The 12,091-nt window shown below is 65.8% G+C and carries 13 protein-coding genes; 10 read left to right on the forward strand and 3 right to left on the reverse strand.

All coding sequences use genetic code 11. The features are described 5' to 3' along the window. Nucleotides 1-17 precede the first annotated feature (17 nt). The 3 genes from ACZYSP_RS07955 to ACZYSP_RS07965 are packed head-to-tail and all read left to right on the forward strand — an operon-like array spanning nucleotide 18 to nucleotide 4,813. Nucleotides 18-1,940 (forward strand): PrkA family serine protein kinase, encoded by a 1,923-nt coding sequence (locus tag ACZYSP_RS07955; RefSeq protein WP_093051862.1) that lies wholly within the window; start codon nucleotides 18-20, stop codon nucleotides 1,938-1,940. Nucleotides 1,941-1,991: 51 nt separating this feature from the next. Continuing rightward, nucleotides 1,992-3,284 (forward strand): YeaH/YhbH family protein, encoded by a 1,293-nt coding sequence (locus ACZYSP_RS07960; protein WP_093051409.1) that lies wholly within the window; start codon nucleotides 1,992-1,994, stop codon nucleotides 3,282-3,284. Beyond that, a complete protein-coding gene (locus tag ACZYSP_RS07965; RefSeq protein WP_093051412.1) occupies nucleotides 3,281-4,813 on the forward strand; it encodes a SpoVR family protein in 1,533 nt (510 codons plus the stop codon). Before ACZYSP_RS07960 ends, ACZYSP_RS07965 begins: the two co-directional genes overlap by 4 nt. An 11-nt stretch (nucleotides 4,814-4,824) precedes the next feature. On the opposite strand, the gene aroQ is transcribed toward ACZYSP_RS07965, so the two are convergent. From aroQ to ACZYSP_RS07980, 3 genes are read right to left on the reverse strand one after another with little or no spacing between them, the layout of a single operon-like run. Then, nucleotides 4,825-5,265, reverse strand: a complete 441-nt coding sequence (aroQ, locus tag ACZYSP_RS07970) for a type II 3-dehydroquinate dehydratase (protein WP_093051415.1) — start codon at nucleotides 5,263-5,265, stop codon at nucleotides 4,825-4,827. Between the two features lie 27 nt (nucleotides 5,266-5,292). Next, on the reverse strand, nucleotides 5,293-5,757 hold the full coding sequence (locus ACZYSP_RS07975; RefSeq protein WP_489013553.1) for a LysR substrate-binding domain-containing protein: 465 nt from the start codon (nucleotides 5,755-5,757) through the stop codon (nucleotides 5,293-5,295). Continuing rightward, nucleotides 5,699-6,271: a LysR family transcriptional regulator gene (locus ACZYSP_RS07980; protein WP_489013555.1), complete on the reverse strand. Its 573-nt coding sequence runs from the start codon at nucleotides 6,269-6,271 to the stop codon at nucleotides 5,699-5,701. Before ACZYSP_RS07980 ends, ACZYSP_RS07975 begins: the two co-directional genes overlap by 59 nt. A gap of 109 nt (nucleotides 6,272-6,380) precedes the next feature. On the opposite strand from ACZYSP_RS07980, the gene ACZYSP_RS07985 reads away from it, so the two are divergent. From ACZYSP_RS07985 to ACZYSP_RS08015, 7 genes are read left to right on the forward strand one after another with little or no spacing between them, the layout of a single operon-like run. After that, entirely contained in the window at nucleotides 6,381-7,058 is a 678-nt protein-coding gene (locus tag ACZYSP_RS07985) for a Rieske 2Fe-2S domain-containing protein (protein ID WP_489013557.1), read from the forward strand. A gap of 9 nt (nucleotides 7,059-7,067) precedes the next feature. Next, on the forward strand, nucleotides 7,068-7,910 hold the full coding sequence (locus ACZYSP_RS07990; RefSeq protein ID WP_489013559.1) for an aromatic ring-hydroxylating dioxygenase subunit alpha: 843 nt from the start codon (nucleotides 7,068-7,070) through the stop codon (nucleotides 7,908-7,910). Then, the gene (locus tag ACZYSP_RS07995) at nucleotides 7,907-8,554 is read left to right on the forward strand and encodes a glutathione S-transferase family protein (protein WP_097198691.1); all 648 of its coding nucleotides are present in this window, start codon (nucleotides 7,907-7,909) and stop codon (nucleotides 8,552-8,554) included. The genes ACZYSP_RS07990 and ACZYSP_RS07995 overlap by 4 nt, the downstream gene beginning before the upstream one ends. Nucleotides 8,555-8,606: 52 nt before the next feature. After that, nucleotides 8,607-9,713, forward strand: a complete 1,107-nt coding sequence (locus tag ACZYSP_RS08000) for an S-(hydroxymethyl)glutathione dehydrogenase/class III alcohol dehydrogenase (protein WP_097201034.1) — start codon at nucleotides 8,607-8,609, stop codon at nucleotides 9,711-9,713. A 19-nt stretch (nucleotides 9,714-9,732) separates the two neighbouring features. After that, nucleotides 9,733-10,656 carry an alpha/beta fold hydrolase gene (locus ACZYSP_RS08005; RefSeq protein ID WP_489013562.1) on the forward strand — a complete coding sequence of 308 codons (924 nt, stop codon included), beginning with the start codon at nucleotides 9,733-9,735 and terminating at the stop codon, nucleotides 10,654-10,656. Beyond that, a complete protein-coding gene (gene fghA / locus ACZYSP_RS08010) occupies nucleotides 10,653-11,531 on the forward strand; it encodes an S-formylglutathione hydrolase (protein ID WP_093176985.1) in 879 nt (292 codons plus the stop codon). The genes ACZYSP_RS08005 and fghA overlap by 4 nt, the downstream gene beginning before the upstream one ends. A 48-nt stretch (nucleotides 11,532-11,579) precedes the next feature. After that, nucleotides 11,580-12,074 (forward strand): GNAT family N-acetyltransferase, encoded by a 495-nt coding sequence (locus ACZYSP_RS08015; protein ID WP_307614993.1) that lies wholly within the window; start codon nucleotides 11,580-11,582, stop codon nucleotides 12,072-12,074. The last annotated feature ends 17 nt before the right edge of the window (nucleotides 12,075-12,091 follow it).

A 12,091-nucleotide genomic window follows, 5' to 3' on the forward strand; every position in this document is an offset into this window, starting at 1 on the left:
TTGATGGAGGCGTGACCATGGATGTGATCAGCAACTTTGCCGCCCGCTACGAGCGCACCCGCGAGGAAGTCATCTCGCTGCAGGACTACCTGGATATCTGCAAGCGTGACCCCACGGCCTACGCCACTGCCTCCGAGCGCATGCTCAAGGCCATCGGCGACCCGGAGCTGGTCGACACGCGCAACGACCCCCGTCTTTCGCGCATCTTCGCCAACAAGGTCATCAAGATCTATCCGGCGTTCAAGGAGTTCTATGGCATGGAAGACGCCATAGAACAGGTGGTGTCCTATTTCCGACACGCAGCCCAGGGGCTGGAAGAAAAGAAGCAAATCCTTTACCTGCTGGGCCCGGTCGGTGGCGGCAAGAGCTCGATCGCCGAACGCCTGAAGCAGTTGATGGAGCACGTGCCCTTCTACGCCATCCAGGGCTCGCCGGTGAACGAATCCCCGCTCGGCCTCTTCGACACGCTCGAAGACGGCGAGATCCTTGAAAAAGAATACGGCATCCCCCGCCGGTACCTGAATCGAATTCTCTCGCCCTGGGCCGTCAAGCGGCTCGAGGAGTACGGCGGCGACATCCGCCAGTTCAAGATTGTCAAGCGCTTCCCGTCGGTGCTGCGGCAGATCGCCGTCGCCAAGACCGAGCCCGGCGACGAGAACAACCAGGACATTTCCTCGCTGGTCGGCAAGGTCGACATCCGCAAGCTCGAAACCTATGCCCAGGACGATCCGGACGCCTACGCCTACTCCGGCGGCCTGTGCTTGGCCAACCAGGGCCTGCTGGAGTTCGTGGAAATGTTCAAGGCGCCCATCAAGGTGCTGCACCCTCTGCTCACGGCAACGCAGGAAAGCAACTTCAAGGGCACCGAAGGCTTCGGCGCCATCCCGTTCGACGGCATCGTGCTCGCGCACAGCAACGAGAGCGAGTGGAAGGCCTTCCGCAACAACAAGAACAACGAGGCCTTCCTCGACCGGATCTACATCGTCAAGGTGCCCTACTGCCTGCGCGCCTCGGAAGAAATCAAGATCTACGAGAAGCTCGTGCGCAACTCGTCGCTGGCCCAGGCACCCTGCGCGCCCGGAACGCTTCGCATGATGGCCCAGCTCTCGGTGCTCACGCGCCTGAAGGAGCCCGAGAACTCCAGCACCTTCAGCAAGATGCAGGTGTACGACGGCGAGAACCTCAAGGACACCGACCCCAAGGCCAAGTCGATCCAGGAGTACCGCGACTACGCGGGCGTCGACGAAGGCATGAGCGGTGTGTCCACGCGCTTCGCCTTCAAGATCATCTCGAAGGTCTTCAACTTCGACAGCTCGGAAGTGGCCGCGAACCCGGTGCACCTGATGTATGTGCTCGAACAGCAGATCGAGCGCGAGCAGTTCGCGCCCGAGATCGAGCAGAAGTACATCAGCTACATCAAGGAACTGCTGGCGCCGCGCTACGCCGAGTTCATCGGCAAGGAGATCCAGACCGCCTACCTCGAGAGCTACAGCGAATACGGCCAGAACATCTTCGACCGCTACGTCACCTACGCCGACTACTGGATCCAGGACCAGGAGTTCCGCGACGTCGACACCGGCGAAGTGTTCGATCGCGCCTCGCTCAATGGCGAACTCGAAAAAATCGAGCGGCCCGCCGGCATCGGCAACCCCAAGGACTTCCGCAACGAGATCGTCAACTTCGTGCTGCGCGCACGGGCCGGCAACGCGGGGCGCAACCCGGCGTGGACCAGCTACGAAAAGCTGCGCGCGGTGATCGAGAAGAAGATGTTCTCCAACACCGAAGAGCTCCTGCCGGTGATCAGCTTCAACACCAAGAGCAGCGCCGACGAACAGAAGAAGCACGAAGACTTCGTGACCCGCATGGTCGAGAAGGGCTACACGGCCAAGCAGGTTCGCCTGCTCTGCGAGTGGTATCTGCGGGTGCGCAAGAGTTCATAAAAAAGACGACCCTTCGTTCGTTCTCTCTTTGCAAGGAGCTTTGACAACATCGTGGCCATCCTGCAGCAGATCATCGACCGCCGGCTATCGGGCAAGAACAAGTCCATTGGCAACCGCGAGCGCTTCCTTCGGCGCTACAAGGGGCAGATCCAGGAAGCGGTGAGACGCGCCGTCAGCGGCCGCAACATCCGCGAACTGGAGCAAGGCGAAGACGTGACCCTGCCGCGCCACGACGTGTCCGAACCGGTGTTCGGCCATGCACGCGGCGGCGACCGCGAGTACGTGCACCCAGGCAATCAGGAGTACCTGAAAGGCGACCGCATCAAGCGCCCCGAAGGCGGGGGCAGCGGTGGTTCCGGCAGCGGCGAGGCCAGCGACAGCGGCGAAGGCGAGGACGACTTCGTCTTCCGCCTCACGCGCGAAGAGTTCATGCGCGTGTTCTTCGACGACCTCGCGCTGCCGCACCTCATTCGCACGCAGATCGCCGACGTGCCCGAGTGGAAGAGCCACCGCGCCGGCTTCACCAGCGACGGCTCGCCCAACAACCTGCACGTGGTGCGCTCGATGCGCGGTGCGCTCGCCCGCCGCATCGCGCTGGGCGGCGAACCGCGCAAGGAGCTCAAGCGCCTGGAAGCGCACCTCGAACACCTGAAGCTGCATCCGCAGGTCACTTCAGCGCTCATCCAGAAGGAAATCCGCGAGACCGAAGAGCGCATCGCCGAGCTGCGCCGCACCATGCGGCACGTGCCCTACATCGACCCCATCGACCTGCGCTACCGCAACCGCGTGAAGACGCCGGTGCCCAGTGCCAAGGCCGTGATGTTCTGCCTCATGGACGTGTCGGGCTCGATGGACGAGGCGCGCAAGGACATGGCCAAGCGCTTCTTCATGCTGCTGTACATGTTCCTCACGCGGCACTACGAGACCATCGACCTCGTGTTCCTGCGCCACCACACGCAGGCGCAGGAGGTGACTGAAGAAGAGTTCTTCCACGCCACCGAAACCGGCGGCACCGTGGTGTCGAGCGCGCTGGTACTGATGGACGAGATCATCAAGGCGCGCTACCCCAGCGGCGAATGGAACGTGTACGGCGCGCAGGCCAGCGACGGCGACAACTGGCACCAGGACAGCGGCCGCTGCCGCGAGCTGCTGGTCGAGAACATCCTGCCGGTGGTGCGCTACTACGCCTACGTGCAGGTGGCCGAGACCGAGCAGAACCTGTGGCAGGAGTACCAGCAGCTCGAGGGCGTCGCGCCCAACTTCGCCATGCGCAAGGTGTCTGACGCGCAAGACATCTATCCGGTTTTCCGCGACCTGTTCAAGAAGGAAGGGGTCACGTCATGAGCGCCATCATCGTCCCCCCCCGGCTCGAACGCCTGCCCAGCCCTTCCGACTGGACATTCGACCTCATCGAGACATACCACACCGAGATCGCCAAGACCGCCAAGGGCTATGGCCTCGACGTGTACGCGAACCAGCTCGAGGTCATCACGGCCGAACAGATGATGGACGCCTACGCGAGCGTGGGCATGCCGATGATCTATCGCCACTGGTCGTACGGCAAACAGTTCATCGCCACCGAGAAGAACTACCGCCGCGGGCACATGGGGCTGGCCTACGAGATCGTCATCAACTCCGATCCGTGCATCGCCTACCTGATGGAAGAAAACACCATGGCCATGCAGGCCCTGGTGATCGCGCATGCGGCCTACGGCCACAACAGCTTCTTCAAGGGCAACTACCTGTTCCGCATGTGGACCGATGCGTCGTCCATCATCGACTACCTCGTCTACGCACGGCACTACATCGCCGAGTGCGAGGAGCGCCACGGCCTCGACGCGGTCGAGGAACTGCTCGACTCCTGCCACGCGCTCATGAACTACGGCGTCGACCGCTATCGCCGCCCGCAGAAGCGCTCGCTGGCGCAAGAAAGCGCCCAGCGTACCGAGCGCGAGCGCCACATGCAGCAGCAGGTGAACGACCTGTGGCGCACGCTGCCGCGCAAGAGCGAGCAGGCGGCCGAGTCCGATTCGTCAAAACGCTTTCCGTCGGAGCCGCAGGAGAACCTGCTCTACTTCATCGAGAAGAACGCCGCGCTGCTCGAACCCTGGCAGCGCGAGGTGGTGCGCATCGTGCGCAAGATCGCGCAGTACTTCTACCCGCAGCGCCAGACCCAGGTGATGAACGAAGGCTGGGCCACCTTCTGGCACTACACGCTGCTCAACACCATGTACGACCGCGGTCAGCTGGCCGACGGCTTCATGATGGAATGGCTCAGTTCGCACACGGGCGTGATCTTCCAGCCGCCAGTGGGACACCGCGCCTACAGCGGCATCAACCCGTATGCGCTGGGTTTCGCGATGTACACCGACCTGCGGCGCGTCTGCGAGAAGCCGACCGAGGAAGACCGCCGCTGGTTCCCCGACTTCGCGGGCAGCGACTGGCTCAAGACGCTCGACTACGCGATGCGCAACTTCAAGGACGAGAGCTTCATCGGCCAGTTCCTGAGCCCGAAGACGATGCGCGACTTCCGCCTGTTCTCGATCCGCGACTTCCAGAGCGAGGCCGAGCTGGAGGTATCCGCCATCCACGACGACAGCGGCTACCAGGCGCTGCGCGAATCGCTGTCACGCCAGTACGACATCAGCAGCCGCGAGCCCGACATCCAGGTGTGGAGCGTGGCCACGCGCGGCGACCGTTCGCTGACGCTGCGTCACACGCAGCGCAACAACCTGCCGCTGCACGACGGGGCTGAAGAAGTGCTGAAGCACGTCGCGCGGCTCTGGGGCTTCGACGTGCACCTCGAAAGCATCGACAGCGCCGGGCGCATCAGCCGCAGCTGGAAGGCCACGGCGCCGAAGCAGCTCTACTAGAAGTACGAGGGTCAGGGCACCAGGGCCGCGATGGCCAAGGTGTAGCCCTTCACGCCCAGCCCCACGATGATTCCCTTCGCCGCGGGCGAGATGTACGAGTGGTGGCGAAACTCCTCGCGCGCGTGCACGTTGGAGATGTGCAGCTCGATCAGCGGCACGCTCGCGCCCTTGATCGCATCGTGCAGCGCGATCGACGTGTGGGTGTAGGCGCCGGGGTTCATCACCACGCCGAGCATGTTGCCCGCCGCCACTTCGCGGCCGGCTTCCTGGATCCAGTCGATCAGCACGCCTTCGTGGTTCGACTGGCGGCATTCGATCTCCACGCCCAGCTTCGCACCCGTGTCCTTGCACAGGCGCTCGACGTCGGCCAGCGTGTCGCGTCCGTACTGTTCGGGCTCGCGCGTGCCGAGCAGGTTGAGGTTGGGGCCGTTGAGGACGAGGATTTTCTTCATGATGGATGAGGGTCTGGCGGTCTGCAATTATGGTCTCGCGGCCGTCCTGCGGCGCCGCGCCGTAGACGATCCGACGTAGTAGTTGTACGAATCGATGTCGACCACGCAGCGTGCCATCAGGTCGACGAACGAGCGCAGCTTCTGCCCCATGTAGCGCTGCCGTTGGTAGGCACAGTAAATGCGCCGCGGCTCGGGCTGCCACTGCGGCAGCACCGGCACCAGCACGCCCTGCTCCAGCTCCGGGCGCACGAAGAAGGCCGGCAGCAGCGCGATGCCCAGGCCGTCGATGCAGAAAGTCTTCATGACCCAGTGGTCGTTGGTCTCGAAGGCCGGCTCGGGCTGGAAGGCAAAGCTCGATGCACCCGACACCAGCAGCACCTGCGAGCGCACCGAAGGCTCCTTCATCACGATGGACTGGTGCGTGGCCAGCTCTTCAGGCGACGACGGCGTGCCGCGGCGTGCCGCGGCGTGCCAAGTACTGCGGGCTCGCATACAGCCCGTAGTTCAGCCGCCCGAGCAGCTTGGCCACGAGGTTCGGCGCATCGGGCGGCTCGGAGCACACGTAGCAGTCGACATCGCCGATCTGCGGCGCGTGAAAGCCGTTCGCCACATCGAGCTGGCAGCGCACGTCCGGGTGCATTTCCAGGAACAGCTTGACGACATGGCAGACGAAGGAGGTGCTGAACTGCGTGTCCGACAGCAGCGAGAGGCCGCCCGAGACGCCCGCCGCCAGCGCGTGGATCTCGGTGCTGGCCGCTTCGAGCCGGCCCGTCACTTCGTCGAGCAGCCCTTCGCCGCGCGCAAAGAAGGCGCGGCCAGCCTCGGTGAGCGCAATGCGGCGGGGGCTGCGCATCAGCAACTGCGCGCCGAGCAACTTCTCCAGCCGCGTGAGCTGCCGGCTCAAGGTGGCCTTGGAGACACCCGAGAGGCTTTCGGCCTTGGTGAGACTGCCGCTCCGGGCGATCAGTACGAAGGCCTCTACAAGGGCGAGATCGATCCGGCTCATGAGGCCCGGCGTTGCAGGAATGAAAAGTAGCGTCTCTTCATGTGGCTTTCATCGGTGCGGCGGAAGCGTTACGGTATCACCGGCGCCCAGCCTTGCTCCCCCACGATCCATGAACACACAGAACACCGCCACCTGGCACCCCGTCGCGCGCTCGGCCGACCTGCGCGCCGGCACCAACATCGTCGCCGGCTTTGCCGAGGGCCAGGAGCTCGCGCTCTGGCGCGCCGCCGACGGCACCGCCCAGGCCTGGGAGAACCGCTGCCCGCACCGCAGCGTGCGCTTCACGCTGGGCCAGGTCGTCGACAACCGCCTGGCCTGCGCGTACCACGGCTGGCAGTACGCGGCGGGCAGCGGGCAGTGCACCAGCATTCCGGCGCATCCGGCCATGCAGGCTCCGCGCAACGTCTGCGCGAAGACCTTCGGCACGATGGAGGCCGCAGGGATGCTGTGGGTTCACCTGTCGCCCGAAGTGCCGCCCGCGCCCGCCGAACTGGAAGGCGCCGTCCCCACAGGTTGGCACTTCTGCCGCACGCTGACCGTGCGTGCGCCCGCCGGCACGGTGCAAGAAACGCTGGCACAGCGCGGCCTGACAGCCGATGCGGTCTCAGCCGCCTGGCGCGGCCTGCTCGACGACGTGAACACCGTCGCCCTTGTCCTCAACGCCCAGCCCCGGCTTGCCTTCGTCCACCTGTGGACCGATGCAGCCCCCGACTCCCCCGCCATGAAGACCCTGCACACCGCCGCCCGCGAACTGCGCGCCGGCATCGAAGCCCTGCCCCAAGGCTGAAAGCACCCCATGCCCTTCGTCACCGACGACCCCAACATGCTCGACGACTGGCTGGTCGTCGGGCCCGCGACGACCACGCCCCGCACGACCCGCCTGCTCGGCGAAACCGTGCAGCTCTGGACCGACGCCGACGGCACGCCCCAATGCCGCCTCGGCGACCAGCCGCTTACTGTGCAGTCGCGCTACGGCTACTTCTGGGTCTGCCCCAGCGGCCGACCCGCGCGCGCCCTGTTCGACTTCCCGGAGTACAGCGAGCCCGGCCGCCGCATCATCGACTGCGGCGGCATCGGCGTCGCGGTGTCGGGCCTGCGCGTGATCGAGAACTTCCTCGACATGGCGCACTTTCCCTTCGTGCATGCCGACTACCTCGGCAAGGTGCCGCACACCGAGGTGGCGCAGTACCAGGTGCAGGTCGAGCCCGCCACCGGCGAGATCTGGGCCACCGACTGCCGCTTCTGGCAGCCGCGCGCTTCCGCCGCGCACGATTCGGGCAGCGAGGTGCTCTACAAGTACCGCGTGATGCAGCCCTTCTCGGCCATGCTCTACAAATCGAGCTTCCGTGCGGGCGCGCTCGACGCGATCGGCCTCTTTCTTCAGCCCATCGACGACGAGCACGTTGTCGCCCACACGCTGCTCGCCTGCTACGACGACGACTCCACCGATGCCGAGCTCATCGCCTTCCAGCACACCATCTTCGGCCAGGACAAGCCCATCCTGGAAAACCACGCCTTCAAGCGCATGCCGCTCGAAGGCCGCGCCGAAACACCGACACGCGGCGACACATCCTCCGTCACCTACCGGCGATGGTTGCGCGAGCGCGGCATGCGCTTCGGCGTGAGGGCAGCGGCATGACGACGCTGAAGCTCTACGACTACCCGCTGTCGGGCAACTGCTTCAAGGTGCGGCAGATGCTGGCCTGGCTGGGTGTCGCGTACGAAACGGTGCCGGTCGATTTCTTTCCCGGCCGCGAGCACAAATCCGCCGTATTCCTGGCGAACATCAACCCGCTCGGCCAGCTCCCGGTGATCGACGACGACGGCTTCGTGCTGCGCGATGCACAGGCCATCCTGGTCTACCTGGCAAGCCGCTACGACGCGCAAGGCCGCTGGTACCCCGACGACCCGAAGCTGCGCGGCCAGGTCGCGATGTGGCTCGCCACTGCCGACGACATCACCCGCACCGCCTCGGCCGCGCGGCTGCACGACGCACTGGGCTACCACCACCTCGACATCGAGGCCTGCCGCAGCGGCGCGCGCGCCGTGTTCCGCGTGCTCGACGACCATCTCGCCGAGCAGGCCAGCGCGGGCCTGCGCTGGCTCGCATCCGCGCCCGAGCCGACCATTGCCGACCTCGCCTGCTTCCCCTACGTCGCGCTCGCCGGCGAAGGCGGCATTTCTCTCGATGAATTTCCCGCACTGCGAAACTGGGTCTGGGACTTTCGCCACCTGCCCGGCTTTGTGGGAATGTCGGGAATCTTTCCCGCCGGCCCTGTTTGAACGTCGTCTGGGTATCCTTACCGCTTCGCCTTTCTGAAGAATCACACTCGCCATGAAAACCAAAGCCGCCGTCGCCTGGAAATCCGGAGCCCCGCTCACCATCGAAACCGTGGACCTCGAGGGCCCGAAATTCGGCGAAGTGCTGGTCGAGATCAAGGCCACCGGCATCTGCCACACCGACTACTACACCCTCTCGGGCGCCGACCCCGAAGGCATCTTCCCCGCGATCCTCGGCCATGAAGGCGCAGGCATCGTGGTCGACGTCGGCCCCGGCGTCACCACGCTCAAGAAGGGTGACCACGTCATTCCGCTGTACACGCCCGAATGCCGCCAGTGCAAGTTCTGCCTGAGCCGCAAGACGAATCTGTGCCAGCTGATCCGCGGCACGCAGGGCAAGGGCCTGATGCCCGACGCCACCTCGCGCTTCAGCCTCGATGGCAAGCCGATCTTTCACTACATGGGCACGTCGACCTTCAGCAACTACACGGTCGCCCCCGAGATCTCGCTGGCCAAGATCCGCGAGGACGCGCCCTTCGACAAGGTCTGCTACATCGGCTGCGGCGTCACCACCGGCATCGGCGCGGTGATCTTCACGGCCAAGGTGGAAGCCGGCGCCAATGTGGTGGTGTTCGGCCTCGGCGGCATCGGCCTGAACGTGATCCAGGGCGCCAAGATGGTGGGTGCCGACAAGATCATCGGCGTGGACCTGAACCCCGAGCGCGAGGCCATGGCCCGCAAGTTCGGCATGACGCACTTCATCAACCCCAAGGACACCGAGAACGTCGTCGACGCCATCGTGCAGCTTACCGACGGCGGCGCCGACTACAGCTTCGAGTGCATCGGCAACACCAAGGTGATGCGCCAGGCGCTCGAATGCACGCACAAGGGCTGGGGCCGCAGCATCATCATCGGCGTGGCCGAAGCGGGCGCCGAGATCAGCACGCGGCCGTTCCAGCTGGTCACCGGCCGCAAGTGGGAAGGCTCGGCCTTCGGCGGCGCACGCGGGCGCACAGACGTGCCGAAGATCGTCGACTGGTACATGGAAGGCAAGATCAACATCGACGACCTGATCACGCACACCATGCCGCTGGAGGACATCAACAAGGGCTTCGACCTGATGAAGCGCGGCGAATCCATTCGCGGCGTGGTTCTCTACTAAACCCCGGGAGGCGCTGGCCATGAATCGCATGGAACCCCTGCGCAAGATCGAAGCGGGCGTCCTCGAAGTCGCCTACTTCGAAGCAGGCCCCGCCGACGGCCCACCCGTGCTGCTGATGCACGGCTTTCCGTACGACATCCACACCTATGCCGAAGTCGCGCCAATGCTGGCCGACCAGGGCTGCCGCGTGATCGTGCCGTACCTGCGCGGCTACGGCGCCACGCGCTTCCTGAGCGAAGCCACACCACGCTCGGGCGAGCAGGCCGCGCTGGGCGCCGACCTGCTCGCGCTGCTCGACGCGCTGAAGATCGACCGTGCCGTGCTGGCCGGCTACGACTGGGGCGGCCGCGCCGTCTGCGTGGTCGCGGCGCTGTGGCCCGAACGCTGTGCGGGGCTGGTGTCCCTCAACAGCTACAACATCCAGAACATCGCGAAGGCGATGGAGCCGGACACACCGGCCAACGAGCACAGCCTCTGGTACCAGTACTACTTCCACAGCGAGCGCGGCCGCGCCGGCCTCGAGAAAGACCGCAAGGCGCTCACGAAGCTGCTGTGGAAGCTCTGGTCGCCAACCTGGAAGTTCGACGACGCCACCTTCGAGCGCAGCGCCGCCGCCTTCGACCACCCCGATTTCGTGGACGTGGTGATCCAGTCGTACCGCCACCGCTTCGGCCTCGTGCCGGGCGACCCGGCCTACGCCGACATCGAACGCCGCCTTGCGGCCCAGCCCACGATCACCGTGCCCGCCATCACCTTCGACGGCATCGACGACGGCGTGCGCCCGCCTGCCGATGCATCGGCCCACGCACACCGCTTCAGCGGCCCGCGTTCGCACCGGCTCGTGCCCGGCGCGGGCCACAACATGCCGCAGGAAGCGCCGCGCACCTTTGCCGACGCCGTGCTCGAACTCGTGCCCGCCCTGCGCGGCAAGAACCCGCAATGACCGACAACACTCCGAAGACTCTTTCCGAGCACCACGCCTTCGGCGGCGTGCAGCGCTTTCTCGAACACCGCTCGCATGAAATCGGCCTGCCGATGCGCTTCTCGGTCTACCTGCCGCCGCAGGTCGCGCACGAGCGGGTGCCCGCCCTGCTCTACCTCGCGGGCCTGACCTGCAACGAGGAGACCTTCGCGATGAAGGCCGGCGCGCAGCGCATGGCCGCGAGCCTGGGCCTTGCGCTGATCGCGCCCGACACCAGCCCGCGCGGCCGCGAAGCGGAAAGCATTCCGGGTGCGAAGGACGACTGGGACTTCGGCATCGGCGCCGGCTTCTACCTCGACGCGCTCGTCGAGCCATGGGCCACGCACTGGCGCATGGAAAGCTGGGTCGTGCACGAACTGCTGCCGCTGGTCGCAAAGCACTTCGCCATCGACGGCGAGCGCATCGGCATCTTCGGCCACTCGATGGGCGGCCACGGTGCGCTCACCCTGGCGCTGCGGCATCCGGGGCGCTTCAAGTCGCTCTCGGCCTTTGCGCCGATCTGCGCGCCCACGCAGTGCCCATGGGGCGAGAAGGCACTCGGCGGCTATCTGGGCCAGCCCGGCGCCGACCGTGCGCAGTGGCTGGCGCACGACGCCAGCGCGCTCATGAAGTCGCAGGTGGTGGCGCCCTACCCGCAAGGCATCCTCATCGACCAGGGCCTGGCCGACAAATTCCTCGCCGAGCAGCTGCACCCCGAGGCCTTCGAGGCCGCCTGCTTCGCGGCGGGCCAGCCGCTCACGTTGCGTCGCCATGCGGGCTACGACCACGGCTACTACTTCATCCAGAGCTTCATGGCCGACCACATCGCACACCACGCGCAAACCCTGCGCTCCTAGGGCCGCGCCTCATCGACCACAGCGGCCCCGCGCCGTATCATGGTTCGCATGTCCGCCGCCCAAATTCCCGCCTTCCACCTGCGGTTGCGCGAAGGCAGCGCCGAAGAGAACATGGTGCTGGCCGGCATCTGGCGCCGCGCCTGGATCGCGGCCAACCGGGGCGTCCCCCATTTCGAGCCGATCGGCTACTGGCTGCACCGCGTGCAGACCGAGTTCGGCCCGCCCGCCGAAGTGGTGCTGGCGGAGCGCGACGGGCAGGTGCTGGCGTTCATGGTGCTGCTGGAGCGGCGCGAGTACGTGGCCCAGCTCTTCGTCGAGCCCCATCTGCGCAACCAGGGTTTGGGCAAGGCCTTGCTCGACGAGGCCTGCGTGCGCATTCCCACAGGCTGGTGGCTGCATGTGGCGGCCACCAACACGTCGGCGCAGCGCTTCTACGAGCGCTATGGCCTCGAGCGCGGTGCGGTCGATCGGCACCCCTCGAGCGGTCGCGAACGCATCGCCTATCATTGGTCGCCCTCGCGCCCGCCGTGGCGCATCGGCTGAACCCCATCTTCTTTTCG

The organism is Variovorax sp. F042, assembly GCF_057814215.1.